The organism is Citrobacter europaeus (assembly GCA_020099315.1).
GTDB lineage: Bacteria > Pseudomonadota > Gammaproteobacteria > Enterobacterales > Enterobacteriaceae > Citrobacter > Citrobacter europaeus.
On the sequence record CP083650.1, the window covers coordinates 4041189 to 4064711 of the forward strand.

Sequence of the window (23523 nt, forward strand, 5' to 3'; positions counted from 1 at the left end):
GACCCGAGTCATCGCTTCAACGCTCTGATTTCCAGTTAAATCTGTTTTGCTGTTCAGACCAAAAACGCAGATGGTGAGGTGTGGGCTGGTCCGGCTGAAAATTGCCGACGTGTTTCCGTAAGCCGGGGAGAGCCAGCATGGATGCTGGCTCAGGGCGCGCTTTGCAGGGACGCTACCTCGCGCCCGACCCGGTAGCCTGGAGGAATAAGCGGAGGGGACCGCGGAGCGGCAATTTTCCCGCCGGGAGCCGGGATTGTAAAGGGCGTGGCGAAGAACGCCCTTTACACGTTCACGGGTATCAATGCTTCAGAAAAATAACACTGCTGAGGTGAACGGAACCCTGAGAAAGAATCACATGTTCACCCTACATGCTTAACTGGACGGTATTGAACGTGGATGAGCCGTTAAACTGACTTATTTGATGTACGAATCCAGCACTTTCAGGATCACATCCAAATCCTCTTCGCGCTTAATTTCATCGCCCTGATGCACAATGTGCTCGGTTAGATGACCTTTAATCACTTCACGCATTAATCCATTTACCGCACCGCGGATCGCCGCTATTTGCTGCAATACCGCCGCGCATTCATGCGGTTCATCCAGCATGGTTTTCAACGCCGCTACCTGCCCCTGAATCTTGCTGGCTCGGGCTTTCAGCTTTTGTTTGTCGCGGATCGTATGTGACATAGCTTTACCTTTTTAACGTCTGGCTGTAGCGACAATACCATCCTCATTCTACTGGGGGGTAGTATTTAATACTGGGGGGGAGTAGAATCAAGCAAAATTAAACAACTAAGAATCATTCTCATGGGTGAGTTTTCTACGCTTCTTCAGCAAGGCAACGCCTGGTTTTTCATTCCCAGCGCGATTCTATTGGGTGTGTTACACGGGCTGGAACCAGGGCATTCCAAGACGATGATGGCGGCCTTTATTATTGCTATTAAGGGAACCATCAAACAGGCGGTGATGCTGGGGCTGGCGGCAACGCTGTCGCATACCGCCGTGGTATGGCTGATTGCGCTAGGCGGGATGTATATCAGCAAAGCGTTTACCGCCCAGGCCGTCGAGCCCTGGCTGCAGTTTGTCTCGGCGATTATTATTCTCGGGACCGCATTCTGGATGTTCTGGCGGACCAGGCAGGGAGAGCAGAACTGGCTGGCCCAGACGCATCATGACCACGATCATGGGCATCATCACCACGCTCACGAGCATCACCATGATCATGACGGTCATCACCACCATCATGATGGCCGCGATGACGATCACCATCATCATCATGAACACGATCATGCCGCACTGGCCGGGCTGAACGAAGGTTCAAAAGAGTATCAGGATGCCCACGAACGAGCGCATGCCACCGATATTCAGCGGCGCTTTGCGGACAAAGAGGTCACCAACGGCCAGATATTACTGTTTGGTCTGACCGGCGGGTTGATCCCGTGCCCTGCCGCCATTACGGTACTGCTGATTTGCATCCAGCTCAAAGCCTTCACGCTGGGCGCGACCATGGTACTGTGCTTCAGCCTCGGGCTGGCGCTGACGCTGGTAACGGTGGGTGTGGGAGCGGCAATCAGTGTGCAACAGGCGGCCAAACGCTGGAGCGGATTTAACACGCTGGCACGCAAAGCTCCCTATTTTTCCAGCGCACTCATTGGCATGGTGGGGCTGTATATGGGGATCCACGGCTATCTGGGAATTGTCGGCTAACAAGCAAAGAGCGCAGCAGCGATTGCCGCTGCGCGTAAAACCAGATTAGCTTGCGACATTCCCCCACACCAGTTGCCCTTGATGGAAGGTCGCGGTGCGTGGGGAAATTCGCGCGACGGCTTCCGCCGAACAGGAGGCATCCACCAGCACAAAGCTGGCTTCATCCTGCGCTTTCGGCCAGACGCGCTCACCTTTATCGTTGAGCGGCAACACATCGCCAGTAGCGAGGAACAACGCCCGCGACAGGTTGAGTTCGTTGGGGCGAATATAGAGCTGCGCGTACAGATTTGCCTTTTCCAGCATGTCGCCCAGCCCGTACGGCGACCAGTGGTCAATCACGCTGTCTGTTCCGGTAATCACTTCCACACCGTTGTCACGCAGCTGTTTAAGCGGCATGTGCAAGGTACCGATCGGCACCGTCGAGGCAATGGTAATCTGCTGTGCCGCCATGCGGCCCGCCAACGTATCTACCTGCAGTTCGTTCAACGTTGCCAGCGCAAACGCGTGGCTGATGGTCAGTTTGCCCTTTAACTGTGGCGTTTTCTCCACCGTCTCCACCATGTAATTCACTGCCGCCACGCCCGCCGGGCTGGTTTCATGCAAATGGATATCCACGCCTTTATCGTAATCCAGCGCAATCTGGAACATGGTGTCGAGGGATTTTTCCATCGCCCCATCGACGCTGGTGGGGTCAAGACCGCCGACATAATGCGCTCCCGCCTGCATCGCTTCGCGCATCAGCGGTTCAGATTTTGATAACAGCAGGCCATGCTGCGGAAACGCCACGATTTCACAGGCAAAACCCGGTTGACGACGCGCCAGTACCGCCTGCAGGTTTTCGAGATTTTTCAGCCCGGAAACCGGTTCGATATTGCAATGGCTGCGCGCGATCGAGGTGCCTTTTGACTGCAGCAGATCGATGAGCTTTTCCGCGCGCTCCTGTGTGTAAGGCTGGAGTTCAGGCAGCAGCTTTTGTTCCAGGCGGATCATATCCTGAATGGTAGTGCCTGCCGGACGGTTCAGCGAACGCCAGGGACCGCCATAAAAGGTTTTATCCAGATGGATGTGCATGTCGCGCATGGCGGGCAGCATCAGCTTTCCTCCCGCATCATAGTGCGGCAGCGTCGCATCCGGATGCTGCTTATTCTCGCGCAGCGCAACAATTTTCCCGTCCTGGATTTCAACGGTTTGTAGCGCGGTACGGGTATGCACCACCACCGAATTTTCGTAATCAAACCCGGCTTCCAGCAGGACGTTATCCAGGTAATAGTGCTTATCGTTAATCGTCATTGTGCTCTTCGACCCGCAGGTGTTCCCGACAGGATTAGCAGCATACGCGACCGGAGCCACTGCGCCAAACAGCGCGGCAGCTGTCACCATTTTTCCACTCTGACTTAAAAATTCACGGCGGCTGTTACTTTCCTTCATTCACGTTTCCTCTCAGGAATGGACAATATGGGTGCCCGTTTCGCCACGCAGTGCGGCAGGCAGGCATTCCGGCGTGGTGATGATCACTCGTCTACCGCCACGCTCCAGAAACGCCAGACTGGCAACGATCTTGGGTAACATGCTACCCGGCGGGAAATGCCCCTCCTGCATGTAACGGGTCATCGTTGCGACATCCACCGTATCCAGCGCCTGCTGGTTGGGTTTGCCAAAATGAATACAGACCTGCTCGACGCCGGTGGTGATGACCAGAATGTCAGCGCGAATCTCCTGCGCCAGCAGCGCCGTGGAGAGATCTTTATCAATCACTGCGTCCACGCTCTGGTAATCCCCCTGCTCGCTACGCACCACCGGGATGCCGCCACCGCCTGCGCCAATCACCACAAAGCCTTGCTGGGTCAGCGTTTTGATCGCCTCCGCCTCGACAATGCGCTTCGGTTGTGGAGAGGCGACTACCCGGCGGTAACCGCGCCCTGAATCCTCAACAAAGCGCCAGCCCGGATTGACCCGCTGCAGTTCATCGCGCTGTGCTTCACTAAAGAACGCCCCGATAGGCTTGGTGGGGTTAGCGAAGCCCGGATCGTTTTTGTCGACCTCCACCTGCGTGACCACCGTGACCGCCTTCTGCTCGCCGCGTCGTGCCAGTCGGTTGTTCAGCGCCTGTTGGATCAGATAGCCGATGCCGCCTTGCGTATCGGCGACGCAGTTTGCCAACGGGGTAAGCGGCAGCCCTTCACGCTCGTGTGCGATTTCCGCACGCCGTAGATCCAGCCCAACCTGCGGCCCGTTACCGTGCGTCAGCACAATGTTGTAGTCCGATGCCAACATCTCCAGCACCGTATCCGCCACCGCTTTCACCGCTTCAGCCTGATGTTCAATCGACTGGCTGGCGTTATCTTTGATAATGCTGTTGCCGCCAATGGCAACGACTACAAGTTCTTTCATAGTGTTATCTTCCGCGTGCAGGCGATTCAGGTCGTTTTCGTCGGTTCCTGCTCTGGCGCAGTCACCGCTTCACGGCTATCAAGAACATGCTTGAGGACAAACATGCCGCTCATCATCAGGTAGGCCACAACAAACATCATCGAGCTGCCTTCGGCAAAGCCAACCGCTGGAGAGTGGATCACGCCAAACAGCGATAACAGCGCACCAAAGGCTGCGGCAATCGCCCCGCGCAGCGGCTTATTCATAATGGCGAAGATAGCGACGCAGCCCCACAGCATGCTGGCCAGCGGCGCGCCGCTTCCCAGATGCACCAGTCCGTCGTAATAGACACCTTTGCTGTGCAGCAGATCGCTCCCCAGTTTCCCCGCAGATGTTCCGGCGGCCCCCATCACGCTGTTGACGATGGTCAATGCCCAGTTAGCAATCCACGGGAACAAGCAGATGAAGATAACGGGAACCTCGACTTTGGGCGTCTCTCGCACCACCTGATTGGCGGTCACCACACCGATAAATACCAAAATCGGCACTATCGCGGTCATCGGAATAATGGCGAGCATAAACGCTCCTAACCCAAATAACGGCACCAGGAACATGGTGATGCCTGAAGCGAGGGTATAACCGATGCTGGCACCCATCGCTTTCCAGCCCGCATGCCCAACATACACGGTCACCGGGAACGGGTTGCCGAGCATGCAACCGAGCATGGAAGCAAAACCGTTCGCCATCATGACTTTACGGGTGTTGTACTCATCCCCCGCCGCATGCGCGCTTTCAATGTTCTCGAGGTCAAAAATGTAGTTCGCCAGACCCAGAGGAACAGCAGAAGCCAGATACGGCAGCGCGTGCGGCAAACCTTGCAGGAAGCTGTCGACATGGATTTCCGGTGGGTTAAAACCAAAGGAAGCCATCGACGATTTAATGGCCTCCGGGCTTTGCAAACCAGAGATCCACGCCAGGGCCGTACCGGCAATCAGCAGCAGCAAACCGGTAGGAATACGGGCAAAAATCGGCTTCTTACCGAACCAGTTAATGAAGATCAGCAACAGGACGATGAAAGAGACGGTCGGCGCTTCAAATGCCTGCAGCATCGGGTTCATCGCCAGCAGCAGCAACCCCAGGCCGGACAGACAAGACAGCAGTACCGTGCGCGGGATCATCTTGCGGATGGTCTCACCCAGGAAGGAGCCGCCCACCAGGATCAACGCTTCAACAAAACACCACACCAGCGCGATTTGGATAGCGAAGTTGGCATCTTTGGTTTGCTGATAAACCGGCATCAGCACCAGGAAAGTCACAGTAAAGATCGACGGTGCGCTCGGTCCGGACGGCAGCGCCGTCACGTCTTTACGTCCGGTTTGTTTTGCCATCTGCAGGCCAAACCAGGCATAGCAGACGCTGGCCACCAGCACCGCCAGGCCAAAGGCAGGCGCAATGCGACCATAGACAATTTCGGTAGGGATCCCGACAACAAAAATGAGCAGCCCCATCATTGTCAGCAGGTTAGTCAGGTTGTTGGTCATCAGCCCGAAGTAAGCTGCCCAGTCACCACGTTTCCATTCAAGTTTTATGCTGTTCATGGAATATCCTTCACAGGTTAAGCATCGTTTGCGATCGCGGAGATCGCCCAGCCCTGCAGGTAAGCAACGTTTTTCGCTTCGCTACTGTGGGGCTAACCGCGTTAGCCCCGGTTATTGTTATTGGCAGTAGCGGTCGCGCCAGTTGAGGATCGCCTTTTCAAAACAGGCGAACGGCGGGTGAACTATTCCAGCGCCGATCATGCCGATCCCCGCATCTTTGTGCGCAATGGCGGTGTTGATCACTGGCAGAATGCCGGTGCTGCCCACGCGCGTAATATCGATAGCGGTCGGTACCCCCATAAAACCAAGCAATGGAATGGTGAGGTTGGGGTTTTCGCCGAGGGTGATTTCACGCATCTGGCGCGAGAAATCAACCGCCTCCTCGACCGTACCGCCCACCAGCGCCACGATGGCCGGTGCCGTCGCCATGGCGAAACCGCCAATGCCGTAGGTTTCGGTAATCGCGCTATCGCCAATATCGCGCCCGGAATCTTCGGGCTTGTAGCCCGCAAACATCGGACCAATCACCTGCTGCGCCGGACCGGTAAACCACTGACCCGGTAAGCCACTGATGCGCAGACCGAACTCAACGCCGTTACGCGCCATCGTCGTCACCACGGTGCTGTATTCGATACCGTGTGCGGCGTCCATTGCGGCTTTACACATCGCCATCCAGGTCGGTCCGGAGAAGTAATCGCTGCTGAGGACGAACTCGAACACCTCTCGCTGTTGCTCAACCGGATAGCCGGTCTGAATAATCCACGGCGTCAGCGCCTGAATCAGCAGCGCCGTCCCGGCGTTGTTGCGGTTGTGACACTCATCGCCCATATGCAGCGCCTGAGCCAGCATCAGACGCAGATCGATTTCGCCCGCCAGCTTCATGGCGTCGCGCAGCATCGGTCCCATCACATCGCGCATCCAGTTCAGGCGCTCGATAACGCTCTGATCGTTCGCCCCCATGCGCAGGATCTTCGCCATCTGCTCGCTCATATTGGTATATGCGCGGTTGCCGTAAGTTTTGTTCTCAACGATGTGCATAAACATCGATGCCGAGGTCACGCCCGCCATCGAGCCGACACAGTCATGCTCGTGGCAGGGTGAGAAGATGATTTCACCCGAGGCGGCCAGTTCGGCGGCTTCATCCAGATCTTTCGCCAGCCCTTCAAACACCAGCGCACCGGTTACCGCGCCCTTCATTGCGCCGCACATTTTTTCCCAGCGGATTGGCGGCCCGGCGTGCAGGATGGTGTTACGGGTCATGCCCGGTACGACGTTGATCGCCTGGTCATAGCCAATCAGCACCGGATGCGACTGAATAATGCGTTCCAGCGCCTGCTGGTTAGCGGCAGCAATTTTGTCTGCCAGCGGCGAATCGGCAATGTCGTCCAGCGCAGCCACGACCTGCATGTTGCCCTGGCCCGGCGGCGTCCAGTCGAGTTGAGTCACGGGTACGTTTTGCTTTTTCAGGTCATAGCTGAACATCGCGATGCCGACGTTAATCACGTTCAGCGGCTGGTTAAACAGTGTCTGGCTCATCAGGCTTCCTCCCCCTTACAGATAAATTCACGCGCCAGCAATCCGGTGTTGGTGCTACTGCTCGCCCAGATAACGCCAGCATCGGTCAGCATCTGACACTGTTTTTCCAGTGACGGCGTATCAAGATCGGTTCCCAGCACATAGCCGAGGATCTCAAGCGGACGCCCCTCTGCGGCGGCGATCGCTTTGGCTTCAACGATCGCCCCAAGCATCACGCCAACCGGATCTTCATGCGATCCAAATCCAAGAACGAAGTCCATAACGATCACGCCGACTTCAGGATCGCGCGCTTCCTGCAACAGACGACTAATGCGGTTGGTCGGATCGATCATCGGGTGCGGTTTACCATTGGTAAAATCGTCATCACCGAAATCGAGGAAGGTATGCGCCACGCTGCGATTGAGATCCGTTAGGCGGAACGCCGGATCCGGATGAATGTTGCTATAAACTTCGGCATGTTTTTCCATGGCGGCAAACATCGCCTCATCGCACAACGTGCCGCCGCAGAATAAGCCACGGATGTACTTTTGCTGCGGGGTGAGGCGGGCGCGAACCTCTTCAATCAGCGGCCAGTTGAGCGGATGGAGATCCAGGCTCTCTTTTTTCACGCCGGTCAGCAATACCGCTTTCAATGCCGCCTCTTTAGTTCCGCGTGCAAACTGCAGACCTTTTTCATCTGCAGGCGCGGCTTCACGGCCGAGGAAACACACCACAACGGGCTTATGACAGGCGCGCGCACGTTCCAGCACCTTGCGCGCCACCGCGGTCGCAGGAGGTTTGGAAATAAGTGCGATGATCTCAGTTTGCGGATCGGCCTCCAGCATGCCAATCGCGTCAAGCATCATCAGGCCGCCAATCTTCTCACTTAGATCGCGACCACCGGTGCCAATCAGTTGGGAAATCCCGCCGCCAAACTCGTGAATACGTACGCTCAGTTCCTGGCTACCGGTACCGGACGCACCAACAATCCCGATGTTGCCGCGACGCACCGCGTTGCCAAAACACAGCGCCGCGCCGTTGATAATGGCGGTTCCGCAATCTGGCCCCATCATCAACAGCCCTTTTTCATGCGCCAACTGCTTAAGCGCCAGTTCGTCTTCAAGAGAGACGTTGTCAGAGAACAACATCACGTTGAGGTTATTTTGCAGCGCCTGACGCGCCTCACGCGCGGCAAACAGGCCATTGACCGAGATCACCGCCAGATTGCTGTCAGGGACGTGCTTCTTCGCGCTGGCCAGCGTGGCATAGCGCGCTTCATGCTGACCGCCCTGCTCTTTATGCGTAAACAGATCGTCAATCGCCACCAGCGTCTGGTCGTTCGCCGCCTCGCTGGCGCCTTTAATGACGATCATCAGGTCGCCACTTTTCGCCTCTTCAAGTTCAGGCGTCAGCAGGCCGAGATTCTTCAGTACGCCCTTATTCATTTCTGTCGCCATAGCCACGAACGCCTGCTCAACGCCATCGAGCTTATTTGCGCGTGTGGAAATAGACATCAGTGAGACAGAATCAAAATACGTGTTCTTTTTAACAACTATCCTGATCGACATAATTCCCTCCGGACCTGTGGCTCAGGGCGCAGGCATCCGCCATGCCATACAGCATGTCGCAGCCAGAACTTGAGCCGATATTTTTAATGTCAGTAATATATTGCGTAGAAACGAGTTGTTGCTCAGTAATAATATGGTTCAGCAGCCGTCCGACGCTTTCCCGATAACGTTGATGAAAGGCTTCCTCCAGCGTTATTTTGCTGAGTAACGTTGTATTATTTCCAGCACGTTGTAAGGCAACTAAAAAATCTTCACGATATTTCCCCAGCGGATGCCCGGGAATAAATAGAATGGTGCTTAAGCCCACTAAATAATCATCCGATGAGGGCGTCAGACCAATCCCCAGACCAATTAAATGGCTGACCGCTGTAGAGATATTTTCTCCTGTATGTAACGCCGCCAGTAAAGTTTGTCGGCGGTTGAGTAATTGACGGGTGATTTCCTGATAAAACGGGTTATCTCCCTGGTACAAAAATAATGAGTCATCGCTTCTTAGCTGTTGGCGGATAAGCTCTTCCCAGCACAGCCAGCGGATTGCGGCAAGGCTTACTGCATCTGGCGTCCAGCGTGGTATGCGCCACGGCAGGCACCCGGAGGTTTCTATCCATTTATCGTTGCCAACTGCTATTCCCGACCTGGTAAAACTGACCCACTCACCGGGGTAAAACAGCTCTTCACAATGCGTCAGCGCCAGCCGACAGCTGTTAGGCGCGTTATCACAACCTTCACTCAGTAACGTCAGCAGTCGCTGCTGTTCGGGTATTAACAGGTTTACCGCGCGGGAAAAAACCTGTTCCACCCGTCCCGTTCCCCGGAAAGCGAGAAACGCGCCGTCTGCGGTTAGCGCCTGTACGCATCGCCGTGATGGCGTAGCGATAGTGGCGCTCCTCTGTCAGGCTCCGGCCGCAATCAGCAGTTCGGCAATCTCGTGATACCCTTTCTCCCGCGCCAGTTCCAGCGGGGTTTTACCGTATTTATCCGTCATGTGTGGGTTTGCGCCATGGTCGAGCAGCAGCTTAACGATTTCTTGCTGCTTCGCGCCGCCGTCATTAAGCACGATGGCTTCCAGTAACGGCGTCCAGCCGACAAAGTTGGTATGGTTAACATTGATATCGGTACGCAGCAGAAGTTCGCGGACGATCTCGACATGGCCTTTTTCGCTGGCAGGCGTAATACCAACGCCGCCAAACCGGCTCAGGCAATTGAGATCGGGGTTGGCCGGCAATACGATACGCAGCAACGTTAAATCATTAGTCAGACAGCTAATCAGGAATGGATTAAAACAGGTTTGATCCTGTTTATTAATATCGGCACCAGCGGCAATCAATAAAGAAACACAGTCATAATGCTTATTCAGGCTGGCAATAATAATGGCGGTGCGTCCCTGGCGGTTAGTGGCATTAATATCCACACTTTTTGCCAGGCAGGATTTTAATCCATCAGCACTGCCCTGCTCTGCCGCCAGCAGAAATTCAGTAATGAGTTCTTTCTCTGACATAATCGCTCTCCTGCAGTTTTTTAGACTTTTTAAATATCCAATAAGCTGAGAATAGCAACAGAGCGCAGAGAATAATATCCGCTTAAAATTCATTCATCGTAAGCGTGTCGATTATTGAATTATATTTAACAATGAGAACAAAACGTGCTGTAGTGCAATCTTTTCCTTATGACAGAGCTGCTTTTTGCCATTAATCAATAGTCAGGAAAATCAGGCGCGATGCTGCACGGATAGCGGCCTGCAATTAATATACAGAAGTGTGATTGCCTTCAAATCAAATGTAAAACTAGTGTTAAATTCTGTTCAAAACTGATTGCTCTGTATAAGGATTACAAATACATTCAACAATCATCGCATCGCGGATACGCGTTTGCCGCCGGAGGGGAGAAAGATGAATTCAATTTTTACCGAGGAAAACCTGCTGGCATTTACCATGGCTGCCCGCTATAGCAGCTTTAGCAAAGCGGCTGAAGAACTTGGCTTAACCACATCGGCAATTAGTTACACCATTAAGCGCATGGAGCTGGGGCTTGATGTGGTGCTGTTTACGCGTAGCACCCGTAGCATTGAGTTGACCGAATCTGGTCGCTATCTGTTTCGCAAGGCCACCGACCTGCTCAACGATTTCCACGCCATCAAGCGCAGCATTGATACCATTGCTCAGGGTATTGAAGCCCGGGTACGTATCTGTATTAACCAGCTGTTATATACCCCTCAACACACGGCGCGACTGCTGCAGGTACTCAAGAAACAGTTCCCTACCTGCCAGATAACCGTCACCACCGAGGTGTATAACGGCGTCTGGGATTCGATCATCAACAACCTTGCCAACATCGCTATCGGCGCGCCGGATACTTTACTGGATGGCGGCGGGATTGATTACACCGAGATCGGCGCGATCCGCTGGTCGTTTGCGATTGCCCCGGATCATCCGCTGGCTTTTATGCCTGAACCGATTTCTGAGAGCCAGTTGCGCCTGTACCCGAACATCATGGTGGAAGACACCGCGCACACCATCAACAAAAAGGTCGGTTGGCTGTTACACGGCCAGGAGTCGATCCTGGTTCCCGATTTTAATACCAAATGCCAGTGCCAGATCCTGGGTGAGGGCATCGGTTTTCTGCCGGACTATATGGTGCGCGAGGCGATGGAAAAGTCGTTGCTGGTCACGCGGAAGATCCACAACCCGCGTCAGGATTCACGGATGTTGCTGGCAACCCAGCATTCAGCAACCGGTCGGGTAACGCAGTGGATTAAAAAGGAGTTTGGCCCACAAGGGGTGTTGACGGGAATTTATCAGGATTTGCTGCATCGGGAGTGATGCCCCGGACGGCGATTATGCCTTCCGGGGTACGTAATCTTTTCAGGCGCGAATATCGTCGTACTCACGGGTTTTATCAAACTCATGTTTGGCAAACGGGCACAGCGGAATAACTTTGCGGTTTTCGGCACGCATTTTCTCCACCACCTTCGCCACCAGCTGTTTACCAACGCCCTGACCTTTCAGGCTGGGATCGACATCGGTATGTTCAATAATGCTGAGATGCTCACCCGTCGGCACGAAGACAATCTCGGCAACCTGATTGCCTTCAGCATCGTTAACATAAAACTTATTGTGGCCTGCAAGAATTTCCATGGTCCCCTCACTCATTTCTGGCGATATTTCAGCGCACCGCTCGGACAGGTATCAATCACTTTAATGACCGTTGCGACATCCACTTCATCCGGAATGATCCACGGTTTACGCTTCAGATTAAACAGCTTAGCGCTTCCCCGCACACAGTTGCCCGAATGCTGACATATCGCCGTATTGAAGTAGACATCAATCTTCTCGCCGGTATAGGCCCGGTAACCTGCATCCAGTAGTTCCTTATCCACGACATTGCCTCGCATTTTTTATTGTCTGGGTCTAATCATAGACCTGTGCGAGGCCGAAGAAAGCAGTTGGCACCAGAAATATCACTCAGACCTTTTCTGCATCGACGGCTGCGGCTCTGGCGGCAAATACTCCAGCATCGCAGGCGTCGGCGGCGGCAGGCGGTTATCGGCGATATCCCTGTCCACATCGATATGACTGATTTCACCATTCTCATGATGGTGGACCGTCAGCACCCGCGCTTTGTTGAGTTCTGTAACCAGTTCCCGGGTAATGCGTAAACTTTCCGCCAGCTCATGGTCTTCCAGTCCGGGCCTGCGGCTGCGGCGTTCTACACGAAAACGATACTGGTTGTACTTCGCCCAGCTTATCAGCACCAGTCCGTTGACCAGCGCGACAAGGATGTAAAACGTGACCGTATCCAGCGTGGTGAAAAAGGGTCGCACGCCCATATAAGGTGAGTGCGCCAGAGCCGCGATCAGCCCTTTATAGATCAAATAGATAAATCCAACCCAGGCGATGACCGTCAACAGCACGTCAATAATGCGCGGCAACAAACGCCGCTCCGTAAAGATCAGTGGCTGGCTCATGATTCGATCCTCCCAATTCCACGGTCGGGACTCACCCAACGCGCCCTGCCGCGTTTGCGTTTGAGCATGACTTTCGGGAAAGCGACCAGCGTGGTGAACAGGCTTAGCATCCAGTACACCACCGGAAACCAGATAATCCAGAACAACGACGCGCCAATGCCTTTTTCGTAGCGCCGCTCAATCATCAGGCTCACCGCAAACTGCAGCAAGCACACCACGCCGAGGATAAGTCCGGTAAAGGCCGGCGGGAACAGATGTTGTACATACAGCGAGTCCGGCATCGGGATCATCAGCCCTAACAGGAACAACACGATACTGACAGCATAGGCAAACGACCAGGCGGTAGAAAAACAGAACTCAAGAAACAGCGGCCACATGCGGCGGAACTCCCACGACCACAGGCGGCGCATGTTAACGATAAACACCTCTGCTCCCCCCTGAGCCCAGCGCAGACGCTGCTTCCACAGCCCTCTTAACGTTTCAGGCATTAAGATCCAGCACAGTGCTCGCGGCTCAAAGAATACTGACCAGTGGCGCAATTGCAGCTTCCAACTGATGTCGATGTCTTCGGTGATCATGTCCGGGCTCCAGTAACCGACCTCGGCCAGCGCGCGACGACGAAACGCCGCAACCACGCCAGAAACGGTAAAGATCTGCCCATAGACTCGCTGTGTACGCTTAATCAAGCCGATAATGGAAGAAAACTCACCGACCTGCACCCGACCGATTAAGGTGGAGCGGGTTCGAATACGTGGATTCCCGGTCACTGCACCGACGCGCGGGAACTGGATAAGCGGAGCCACAATATAGGCAACGGCATCACGGTCCAATAACGCATCGCCATCAATACACACCAGGTAATCACTGCGCGCCGCGGCTGCCCCGGTCTTAAGCGCCAGCGCTTTGCCCTGGTTTTCAGCCAGATGAATCACCCGCAGACTGGGGTATTCCACAGCCAGTTGTTCCAGCACGTCGTGGGTATCATCCGTTGAACCATCGTTGATGGCAATCACTTCGATGTTCTTATATCGCTGCGCCAGCGCGGCCTCAATGGTTTCACGCGCATTGATCCCTTCGTTAAAACAAGGGATCAAAATGGAAACCAGCGGATTTCCCTGTAGCGTCGGCGGCGGCGTGTCATCTCCCCATTTCCAGTGGCGTTCACGGTAAAACCAGAAATAGACCCCGCCGCTTATCCACAATGCTGACATGAATAAGGGCCAGAAGAAGACAAAGTTCAACATCACTTCACCTGTAAAGACGACAGCCACGCCAAACGGCAGGCTGAACATCAGGCAAAGTATCAGGAAAGCAATAATGCGATCTGTCATTTTTGCGGGTACCAGTATGAGGAGAACGTCGAGCGAATCTCTGACATCTCAGGTTTGTCGCTGATGAAATCATCCGGGTAATAGCCGTAGTTACCTGCACCGCTTAATTTCAGTTGGCGCATCCATTCGGCTATTTGTTTTCCGCTGATTTCAGCCTCGTCCCCGGATTTACGCCAGTCTCGTGCCTGTAGTTCAAACACGGTTTTGTCCAGCGCGCCGGGCGTTTGTGCAACGGCATTCACTAATCTGTCGAGCCAGGCGTTGGCATCATTAGCCGGGATCTGCTCCATGAATGGCATCGCCATCGGTGCCGTCCAGTCATAGGTATTGAGGAAATCATTCAGATTCTGCGCAAACCAGGCTTCACTCTCCGGTTCCAGTACCGGCATCGCGTAAATATTGCGCGCAGTTTGCACCTGCGGACCGCGAATATTACGCACCGCCTGGGTCAGCTGTTTGGTGAAGTCGATCAGCACCTTACTTTTTAGTCGCGTCCAGCGCTCAAACGACTGTGGGTTGCTACGGATTTGCTCAATGCTGCCCGGAAGACCTGCGGCGCGGTAGGCGGCTACCGCCTCCGGTGACGCATCTTCAAAATCCGTCAGGAAAGCATCGTCGTGGAACAAAATCCCTTTAAAGCTGGCATGCTTCGCCAGGTCTTCATAGATTTCAGTGATGCGTTTACGCGCTTCGCTGTCCCAGGGAGACAGACGAACATAGTTCTCGCGGTTGATCGCAGTACGGCCCGTTTTCGGATCCCAGGCGGTTACGCGTGGAATGGAAGCGTCGAGATCGAAAGCCAGAACCGGCATCCAGGCATACACCGTCACCCCTGCCCGCGTTTGTAACTGCCAGGAGATATAGTTAAAGAGGTCGGCGCGCATTGGCAGCCAGCGGTTGGGGAAATAGAGCTCGCGAATATTCCCGTCGCCCTGCGGATCGGCGTAGGCTTGCAGGAAGACATGAGAAATGCGCATGTCATAAACGCGCTGGATAAGCTTGTCGATGTTTCGCTTCTGCTGGGCCGGATCTTTGTCATACACGTAATCCAGATCGACATGCATCACGCGCATCGTCTGCGGTTCACGTACCTGCGCAACCTGGCTGGCAAAGCGCTTCAGAGAGGGGTTATCAGAGATCAGCACGCGTGGAATATCGTCGAGAAACGCGGCATTCGCCAGCCCTTCGTTGAGCGTGAAGGCCATCTTATAGCCATGATCTTTAGCCAGGTTTAACGTTGTGCCGTTGGCCGCGCCGTAAGGCCAGACCCACGCGCGTGGCGATTTCCCGGTCACCGATTTAATCTTATTGGTGATAAGAGAGATATCCGCGTTTATGCGTCGCGTGTACTGTTCGTCCGTTTCGTAAGCGCCGGTCTTCTTATCATACAGGCGGTTCGCCACCGCCGGTTCTTTACTTCCCTGCGGGTTGGCTTCGCCACCGAAATGCGAGTTCCAGGTGTGCGCACCGACTTCCACCAACGGCGATTTGCCCATTTCTTCGACCATTTTCCAGGTGGCAAATTTATCTCGCGCCGTCATTAGCCCGCCAAAATCGACCTTTTTGTTGGCGGGGGCATCAACCCAACTCCCTACCGGAGCCCAAAGCGCAGGCCAGTTGTAGGCTTTCAGAAGCGGCCAGACGCGGGTATAAAAACTGCTATATCCGTCATCAAAGGTGAGCAGTACCGCTTTTTCTGGCAACACGATTTTACCGTCATGGGCGTCCAAAATTTGCTGCACGCTGATCGGGTTATAGCCATTATCACGCAGCCACGCCATTTGGTCGCTCAACGCGCTGGTGCGCACAGAAAGATAGCGCTGGTCGGCGGCGCCATCCTCAACGTCGTGGTAGCCGAGCACCAGAAAGCTATTTTTCGGCCACGGATGATCCGCCGTCAGCGGCGTTCTCTGCGCGGGAGGAACATAGCGAGGCGTTGTATTGTGCGCGCTACTGCACGCGGTAATCATCAACCAGCCAGCGATTAATGCGCTAAGCCACAGGCATCTTTTCAGCATGAACAATCCTTAAAACCTGACATTTAAATCGAAAGCGAGGGAGATATTCCGCTCACGTTTACCGTCGTAGGGGCGTTTATCCCAAATCAGCATCACCCCACCATCTACGACGTTGTTCCATTTGAGCCGTTGTCCATATCCCACCTGAACGATGGCACCAGCGTCCTGGCCTTGCTGCCAGTAGCCACCGACACCTGCCAGGCCTTGCTGAGTCCAGACGGTGTCATAGTGGCGGTAAAGAACCTGCTCCGCGCTCAGGCCCGGAACAACGGAAAAATCACTCTTCGGGTTGTAATACGGCACATTCTCTTTGGTGTTAGTGCTCCCGCCGATGCCTGGGGTAAAGTCCAGAGTGAAGCGCGGCGTCGTCCACATGCGTTCTTTTCCGCTGAGTCCGTATTCGATGCGATCGTTACCATCTGAGAAATGTGATGCGGCGAACGACAGTTGATATTCACGTCGTTCGTTTTGATACCAGCGGACAAACATATCGCCGCCGTTGGCATACACGCCGCTACGCAGCGCGCGCAGTGGCGTATTACGCGACAAACGCTCGGCCGAACCGCCTACGCGCCAGTTGTCATTGAAGTCATGCCAACCGGAAAGACGTCCACCAATCTTCTGACCATCGCCATAATTTCGGCCAGACACTTCCATTTCCGCCCAGTAATCACGGGAAGTCCATTCCGCGCCTGCCGCCAGATCGCGGCTGATCCCCTTCCCTTCTTCAAATTCACCGGTAGCAAAGTTGAATCCGGTAAACAGTCGCCAGTTGTCGTTAATTGGCGGGGAGTAAATCGCCGTGTTGATGTTGAAATCATTCTTACCGCTGACCGGGCTATCGGACGAGATCCCCTGCGTGCCGCTAATACGCACTTCCGACATTTTGTGGACATCACGAATACGCGCGAGGCGCAGCGTCGCTTCATCATCCGGGCTACGGGCGATAACGTCATCCGTCAGTTCATCGGCTTGCTTCCACTCCTGGAGATCCAGCGCAACGTAAGCCTGCTGACGCTCCAGCTCCAGGTTGCTTGGCTCAATCACTTCCGCAAGCTTCAACTCTTTCTCCGCCGCATGTGGCAAGCCACGCGCTTCAAGTACAGAGGCATAAGATATGCGCAGTCCCTGGTTACCTGAGCCTGTTCGCGCCAGATGCTCTGCGAGCTTTTCTGCCTCTGGCAATTCATTGGCAGCAATATGATATTGCGTCAGCAGCGACTGTCCGAGCAGCCAGTTATCGTTAGGCTGCGGCGTTGGCGAACCATAGATACGTCGCAGGTACGGACTCTCTTTGATTAAGTTTTCGGCCTGCTTTTTAGCAGCATCAAAGTTTTCATTATCGATATGCGCGTAGAACAGATCCTGTTGATCCTCTGGGCCGAGCGGCATAACAGGAATCGGTCCGTTCGGATAGTAGATGCTCATCAGCATCGCTTCGGTTTTTTCTGGCTGGCGCTCGCTTAACCATGCCGATGCTACCCAGCGTTTTGCGTAGTTTGGCACTTCGCCGCTTGCAGACAGCGATTCGTATTCATTAATCACTTCAGAAGTACGTTTACGAACCAGCAAAGCGCCCATGCGGTCAATTCTCGCCCGACGAACATCATTCTGCGCGGATGGTTCATCCTTCCAGGCAGCCAGTAACTGGTCATAACGGGCCAGGGCTTTATCCGCCACGATAAACCGTTCTTCTTCATTCCGCGCGGACGTATAGGAGGAACGTACCATTTCGGCGGCAGCATCAAGTTCAAGGCGACGCTTCACAGGATCTGCTGTAGGTACTACCTCCGCCATATTTAGAGCGGGCCCGGAAACGCGGTTTGCTGACAGAGCAGATAGCAGCGTGGATTTTGCATTTTTATTATCTGGATCAACGTCATCTGCCTGGCTGGCAACCAACAGCGCGTCCCAGTTTTTCCCCTGGGAATGATAGACATAGGCAAGTAACGCGTCGGAGTCTGCGCCCGGATGCGCCTGTGCCCATTTATTCGCTTCAGTAAGGGCTTGCTGGTTGTAGCGAGCATCCGCCAATGTCATTATCCAGCCGGTACGTACGTCAACGTTGTCAGGTTCTTCCTGTAAAACGCTTTCCCATACCGCCAATGAATCATTCCAGTTTTTCTGGTTACGGTACGCACGAGCAGCGGCGACTTTGCCGCGCGCAGGCACTTCCATCTGCCCACGATAGCGCTGCCAGATTGCAATGGTGGTTTTATCGTTGTTCTCAACCCAACTGGAAACTTGCAGCCAGTCGGCAACCTGATTTGGCGATAGCGCGCTTTGCTTTCCCTGATCCTCAAGATAGCGCAATAACGGCGCACTATTACCACTTCGCGCTTCAATAACCAAAGCGTCATAATCTGATACCGCTGCAGAGATTTGCATAGGAAAAAGAACGCTTGCCGTAAATAAACAGCTTAAAGACTTAAAACGTTTAATGAAGTTGGCATGTCGACGCATACTTAACATATCTGCCCTTATAACTTACATCAGAGTAAAAATAAGCGTTTTCAATAGATTACGGTCAATCCCTGACGGTTGCCGACCATGTAACATGCACTATCGCTTATTTCGTAATAGGGTTATGAAGCAATTAATTCTTTCGTATTATTGACTACCCGAGCCTCGTCCTCTAATCGTTGGAAAGGAGGCGTAAACTCAAAAATTTTATCACTCAGCGTAGTTCGTGGCTATGTGATAAGAAAATTCTTAGACAAAAAAAGTATTTTAGACCAAATTTTCCTAATACTCTTGGGATTGAATTCTGGATTTAGATTAAGTTTGCATGACGAAACCTTGTGCTGCTGATAACTATTGCTGGTTAGCATAGCTACACCGCGCAACTGTTTGCATGGTAACTATTTTGCGAGATGGATAGAGAAAAATCTGATATGTGCACTCTGCTAAGAATAAAGATAACAATATACGTAATATAACTTAATTTCCGTCCTCAAACAGGACCAATAAGATGAAAATAAGGATACAGTTGCGAGAAGAATTAGGTACAGTAAAAATCCAATGAAATCAAACGAGTTTTTTAATCCATGAGTGAAACCTACCATAATTGGTATTTTGATATTCGACAGAATACCTGCACGAGAAATTGTGTTTTGCTCTACTCGGGAATGTATTTATCAACCTTGTGTATTATTGACGATATCAACCACAAACAACTTTTTAACCCTACAGATAGCAAGCTTAATTTTATTGAGCGTAGCGCTCTCAGCATAATTTTTTGCACTTACCTTCCCTTCAGCCTTTCAGGTAATCTTGACTAAGACGCCAACAGGGACTGAACAATGAAAATCGTTAACGCAGAAGAAGAGCACATCCACGCCATACGCGATATCTACGCCCATCATGTTATTCACGGTACCGGCAGCTTTGAAACTGACCCGCCGGATACCCGCGAGATGCTGGCACGTCTGGAAAAAATCCGCAGTCTGGGACTGCCGTGGGTTGTTGCGCTGCAGGAAGATAAGGTCATAGGGTATTGTTATCTCACTCGCTATCGCGAGCGTTATGCCTACCGCTATACCCTCGAAGATTCGATTTACATTGACCCGACGGCACAGCGTCAGGGGGCGGGAAAAGCGTTGCTCCGCCATGTCATTGACTGGGCCGAAACGCACGGTTATCGGCAGTTGATCGCCATCGTCGGCGACAGCAATAATCAGGGATCGCTGAAGGTCCATCAACAGGCCGGATTTACGCAAATCGGCACGCTAAAGAACATTGGCTTTAAACATGGACTCTGGCTTGATACGGTATTACTGCAACGCAACCTGGGCGCAGGCGACAGCACCCTACCAGCAGATTCCGGTGCCGCTATTTAACACTACTTAGGGATGACTTCAGGATACTGCCCTCTGGTAACCCACAGCTAAATTTGTGTGACCCAAGCGCATAGTAATGCCTCCTGTCATCCGGCCAATATGTCGTACATTCAGACCAACAGAATAACAATCCCGGCATAACGTAGTTATTATTTAATTCTCAAATAGTTAAGCCTGTTAGAACGAAAAAAGCACCCGAACGTTAATGAACGGATGCTTTAAAAATACACTCACTCAGTTTTACTTAGCGGGCGGTCCCACCTGATGCGTCATAAGCATCGTAGGACTGACGTCTTTTCAGCCCGAAGTTGATTCATCCCTACGCGTGATGTTTCGCCAAATCCCTCCCGAAAGTCTCAGGTTTTCCGGACCGCTTTTCAGGATTTGAGTAACACATTTAAGGTAATTGTCCTTCCAGCGAGCAATGAAAGAAGACTGACTTTCGAATCTATGCGGAGAGACCATTTTCTCCAGCACAAAATGGATGCGCCCGTCTCGCCAAACCGGAACACCAAATACGGTTGGCAAGTGCATTTTCCAGGCAAGGCGAGAGCAAAAGGAAGAGTAGGTAATCTGCTGACCGAAAAAGTCGATAGTCGGCGCACTCAAATTCAGCGCACCGTCTATCGCCACCACAAGCGACTGCCCACTATGTAAGGTCTGCATGCATGCCCTGACCACGTCCGCTTCGCTTTTATCGCTAACCGAAATCAATCGCTCACCGTAGCCCCCTTTGAGCACGCCAGGAGTGGAAGCCACCCATTTGCTGTTCATCTCCAGCAAAGACAGGATCATCGGCCCGGCATACATTGCGCCCAGATGAGCCGAGACAATAATGCAGCCACGCTGATCGAGCTGCAGCCCTCGGAAAAACTGCTCAACATGCGATATATCGGCCAATCGGTACATGGGTTCGTCGGCCTGCTCTCCTCGGCATTCAAGCCAGTCGAGGAGAAAATTATCTGCAAGATAGCCCCACTTCGCTCGGCGCTCCCATTCATGGCGCTCGATACCTGACTGTTTGCCGGCAATTTCCCATGCCCAGTCAAGGCGCTCATGCGGCAGGTTAACGGCGGAAATTTTCCCATCAAGCGCCAACAGCCCCTCCTCGAATGACTGAGGCAGATGATTTCCCCTGGCCCGAACATAGTGTGCAAAAACGTTTTCCGCTTCGCTTGTTTTCCCCGCCTGTAACAACGCCGCCGCGGCATAACGGTTCCATTTGCTCGTAACCCCTTTTTCCTTTGCCAGTTGTACAAATTGATCGCTGGCAGCAGCGTATTGCCCCACCTGACGCAGCGCTCGAGCATACATTGCTCTGACATAATGAAGTGCAGGATGACAAGCGAGCGACTGTTGCAGCAACGGAATGGCTTTCTCGTTCTGACCCGTTCTGATTAAGGCATCGGTATACAGGGTCACGATACGCAAATTATCAGGGGTAAAACGTAGAGCATGACGCCAATGCTCAGCGGCCTGAAGCTTCACTTCCTGGCTGCGGCCGGATTGATAGCAGGCAAGCCCCAGGCTACGACGCAGCGCAGCGCCATCTAACCCACGGGCTAATGCGGATTCTCCAGTCTGAATGGCTTCCTGATATTTGCCAACAGCGCAGAGCGTATCAATCGCCAGACCCGCCGACTCCTGCTTTTCTAAAGCGAAGAAAGGGAGCAATGCGCAGGCCAGGTCATAATCGCCTGGTAGGGGGCTTTTATTTAAGAAACTGAGGCAGGTCGCAATCATATCTACCCGTGGGGGAACTTCCTGCGCCTGAATTCTGGCCAGCGAGATTGCCTGTTGCCCTTTATCCGCCAGAGTCAAGCTGCGCAAATGGAGCGCAAAAATTTTGCTGTTACCAGAAAAAACGAGCCGTGCCCGCTCGGTTAAATCAGCAACAGTCGTATATTGTTTACTTTTAAGCAGTGCGCTTGCGACCAGCAGAACATCATCCGGCTGGCACGCATTCACCGCCAGCAGTTTGTTAACCACCTGTAGTACAGTGTCCCGATGATGTGATGCCAGCGGCGAAATAACCCATCGTCGCAATAAATTACGACTATTCCTTGCCGTCAGCACACGGTCGGACAATAACGCCATCCCGGCATCTGTTTCATCTTTACGTAAACACGCAATGGCGAAGATAATAATATTCTGCTCATTTCCGGCACTATCGAGCACTTTTTCAGGATGCTGAGCAAAATAGCGGTATAGCCCATCCCAATCCTCTTGTTTGAGCAGGGTGGTAGGCGATATTTTTTCACATGTAGAGAGCAAGCTCATCGTTTTTCCTTAATAAGCTTTATTCACGCATCCGCCTGATGGTTATCAGGAGCGAGGTCACCAGGTACGCGATACCCAGCAACACAAAGAACAGTAACCACTTTGTACCATCGGCATAGCGGGTGGTGTCCGACACCACCATTGGTTGAGAAATGATCAGCAAATACCGCCTCTCACGTAGCGCTTGCAGCTTCCCCTGCTGTAAGGTTTGTAACGCAGATTCCCAGCGTGTTTTAGCGATTTCACTCTGCAGGCGAAGATCTTCAAACAAAGACAAACTTTCTGAAGATCCCTGCGACCCTAACTTATTGGACAGACGGTTACGCTGCTCGCCGATCTGCTTTTCCAGGACCTTGATTTTGGCCGACAGTCTGGGAATAAGGGGGTTTTGATCCAAACCATTAGCCATTAATTGCGCATATTCCGCTTTCGCCTCCGCCAGTTGCGTTTCAAAACCTGCAATCAGTTGATAAATCGCGGTCACTGTTTCCTGTGGTTCAATATCTTTTTGTATATGCTGTATTTTTAGCAATTCAAGCCGAACCGCCCCCAGATTTTCCTGGGCCGATTTAACATCGTTCTCCAGCCATAATATCCGTTCCTGCTGCATCCGCGCTGAAACGGTATTAACGTGCTGTTCCGCAAAAGCCAAAATACGCTGGGCAAAAAACTCAGCCTGTTCCGCACTCCGTGCCTTCACGTTTAAACGCAGCATGCCCTGTTGAATATCAATAGCGACCGAGACTTTTGATAAATAGTAACGATAGGGATCATCATTAATTCCCAGCGGCGCGTGATAGCGGGAAAATAATGCGATATCATCTTGCGCAAAATAAGATAAAAAGCCGAGTTCTTTTTCCATTCGATCCATCATTTCTTTCGAAAGAATAAACTCGCGAACCTGAAAGCCTTCTGACATCTCATTACCTGCGCCAAAGAAAGCTGTTCCAGAAAAATTATCCTGGCTGGCATCAGTTTGCACAATAAAGGTGGCATCCGCGCTGTAAAAACGCGAGGTTAATAACCACGACATAAGCATAATAATCAGTAGCGGCAAAGCAATATAAAGAAAGAGTCGACGTAGCGATCGTTTGGCTTGCTGAACACGCCGTTCTTTAATAACCAATGATGCTCTACGGACAGAATCAGCATCCGTCGCGGACCAGACTGAGTCTGGTCGATTATGACTTATCGATTCTGCCATTTTTTCCTTCTGGCGAAGGGCGCATTCTTCTTTTTGTTGCAGTCGCGAGGCTCGGCTTTCTTCTGCTACCTTCGCCCTTCCTTCTTTCCATTTTTTAATACGTTCTGAATTTTCCACACGCTATCCGTA

Annotated in this window: 19 protein-coding genes; 3 read left to right on the top strand and 16 right to left on the bottom strand. The window is 52.8% G+C overall.

Annotated features, from left to right (window positions below; translation table 11 throughout):
- Nucleotides 1-414: 414 nt before the first annotated feature.
- The gene (gene rcnR / locus LA337_18895) at nucleotides 415-687 is read right to left on the bottom strand and encodes a Ni(II)/Co(II)-binding transcriptional repressor RcnR (protein ID UBI15211.1); all 273 of its coding nucleotides are present in this window, start codon (nucleotides 685-687) and stop codon (nucleotides 415-417) included.
- Between the two features lie 120 nt (nucleotides 688-807).
- Here rcnR and LA337_18900 point away from each other — a divergent pair, with 120 nt between their 5' ends.
- Nucleotides 808-1707, top strand: coding sequence for a nickel/cobalt efflux protein RcnA (locus LA337_18900; GenBank protein UBI15212.1), 900 nt, complete (start codon nucleotides 808-810; stop codon nucleotides 1705-1707).
- 45 nt (nucleotides 1708-1752) lie between these two features.
- Here LA337_18900 and LA337_18905 read toward each other — a convergent pair whose 3' ends face one another.
- From LA337_18905 to LA337_18935, 7 genes are all read right to left on the bottom strand, one after another.
- The gene (locus tag LA337_18905; protein UBI15213.1) at nucleotides 1753-3135 is read right to left on the bottom strand and encodes an amidohydrolase family protein; all 1383 of its coding nucleotides are present in this window, start codon (nucleotides 3133-3135) and stop codon (nucleotides 1753-1755) included.
- A gap of 12 nt (nucleotides 3136-3147) precedes the next feature.
- Nucleotides 3148-4098, bottom strand: a complete 951-nt coding sequence (locus tag LA337_18910) for a carbamate kinase family protein (protein ID UBI15214.1) — start codon at nucleotides 4096-4098, stop codon at nucleotides 3148-3150.
- A gap of 26 nt (nucleotides 4099-4124) precedes the next feature.
- Entirely contained in the window at nucleotides 4125-5675 is a 1551-nt protein-coding gene (locus LA337_18915; GenBank protein UBI15215.1) for a xanthine permease, read from the bottom strand.
- Between the two features lie 117 nt (nucleotides 5676-5792).
- Nucleotides 5793-7211, bottom strand: coding sequence for a DUF1116 domain-containing protein (locus LA337_18920; protein UBI15216.1), 1419 nt, complete (start codon nucleotides 7209-7211; stop codon nucleotides 5793-5795).
- Complete coding sequence (fdrA, locus tag LA337_18925; GenBank protein UBI15217.1) at nucleotides 7211-8758, bottom strand: acyl-CoA synthetase FdrA; 1548 nt, start codon at nucleotides 8756-8758, stop codon at nucleotides 7211-7213. Before fdrA ends, LA337_18920 begins: the two co-directional genes overlap by 1 nt.
- Nucleotides 8736-9557 carry a DUF2877 domain-containing protein gene (locus LA337_18930; GenBank protein ID UBI15218.1) on the bottom strand — a complete coding sequence of 274 codons (822 nt, stop codon included), beginning with the start codon at nucleotides 9555-9557 and terminating at the stop codon, nucleotides 8736-8738. The genes fdrA and LA337_18930 overlap by 23 nt, the downstream gene beginning before the upstream one ends.
- Before the next feature lie 93 nt (nucleotides 9558-9650).
- A complete protein-coding gene (locus LA337_18935; GenBank protein UBI15219.1) occupies nucleotides 9651-10256 on the bottom strand; it encodes an ankyrin repeat domain-containing protein in 606 nt (201 codons plus the stop codon).
- Between the two features lie 391 nt (nucleotides 10257-10647).
- On the opposite strand from LA337_18935, the gene LA337_18940 reads away from it, so the two are divergent.
- Entirely contained in the window at nucleotides 10648-11577 is a 930-nt protein-coding gene (locus LA337_18940; protein ID UBI15220.1) for a LysR family transcriptional regulator, read from the top strand.
- A 42-nt stretch (nucleotides 11578-11619) separates the two neighbouring features.
- Here LA337_18940 and LA337_18945 read toward each other — a convergent pair whose 3' ends face one another.
- From LA337_18945 to pgaA, 6 genes are all read right to left on the bottom strand, one after another.
- Nucleotides 11620-11892, bottom strand: a complete 273-nt coding sequence (locus LA337_18945; protein UBI15221.1) for an N-acetyltransferase — start codon at nucleotides 11890-11892, stop codon at nucleotides 11620-11622.
- A gap of 11 nt (nucleotides 11893-11903) precedes the next feature.
- Nucleotides 11904-12134 carry a (4Fe-4S)-binding protein gene (locus LA337_18950; protein ID UBI15222.1) on the bottom strand — a complete coding sequence of 77 codons (231 nt, stop codon included), beginning with the start codon at nucleotides 12132-12134 and terminating at the stop codon, nucleotides 11904-11906.
- Nucleotides 12135-12215: 81 nt separating this feature from the next.
- On the bottom strand, nucleotides 12216-12722 hold the full coding sequence (pgaD, locus tag LA337_18955; GenBank protein ID UBI15223.1) for a poly-beta-1,6-N-acetyl-D-glucosamine biosynthesis protein PgaD: 507 nt from the start codon (nucleotides 12720-12722) through the stop codon (nucleotides 12216-12218).
- Entirely contained in the window at nucleotides 12719-14053 is a 1335-nt protein-coding gene (gene pgaC, locus LA337_18960; protein UBI15224.1) for a poly-beta-1,6 N-acetyl-D-glucosamine synthase, read from the bottom strand. Before pgaC ends, pgaD begins: the two co-directional genes overlap by 4 nt.
- Entirely contained in the window at nucleotides 14050-16071 is a 2022-nt protein-coding gene (pgaB, locus tag LA337_18965; protein UBI15225.1) for a poly-beta-1,6-N-acetyl-D-glucosamine N-deacetylase PgaB, read from the bottom strand. Before pgaB ends, pgaC begins: the two co-directional genes overlap by 4 nt.
- A 9-nt stretch (nucleotides 16072-16080) precedes the next feature.
- Nucleotides 16081-18543, bottom strand: a complete 2463-nt coding sequence (pgaA, locus tag LA337_18970; protein UBI15226.1) for a poly-beta-1,6 N-acetyl-D-glucosamine export porin PgaA — start codon at nucleotides 18541-18543, stop codon at nucleotides 16081-16083.
- An 830-nt stretch (nucleotides 18544-19373) separates the two neighbouring features.
- On the opposite strand from pgaA, the gene LA337_18975 reads away from it, so the two are divergent.
- The gene (locus tag LA337_18975; GenBank protein UBI15227.1) at nucleotides 19374-19910 is read left to right on the top strand and encodes a GNAT family N-acetyltransferase; all 537 of its coding nucleotides are present in this window, start codon (nucleotides 19374-19376) and stop codon (nucleotides 19908-19910) included.
- 297 nt (nucleotides 19911-20207) lie between these two features.
- Here the strand turns inward: LA337_18975 and vexE are convergent, their stop codons facing one another.
- Complete coding sequence (gene vexE / locus LA337_18980; GenBank protein UBI15228.1) at nucleotides 20208-22190, bottom strand: Vi polysaccharide transport protein VexE; 1983 nt, start codon at nucleotides 22188-22190, stop codon at nucleotides 20208-20210.
- A 19-nt stretch (nucleotides 22191-22209) separates the two neighbouring features.
- Nucleotides 22210-23511, bottom strand: a complete 1302-nt coding sequence (gene vexD / locus LA337_18985; protein ID UBI15229.1) for a Vi polysaccharide ABC transporter inner membrane protein VexD — start codon at nucleotides 23509-23511, stop codon at nucleotides 22210-22212.
- Between the last annotated feature and the right edge of the window lie 12 nt (nucleotides 23512-23523).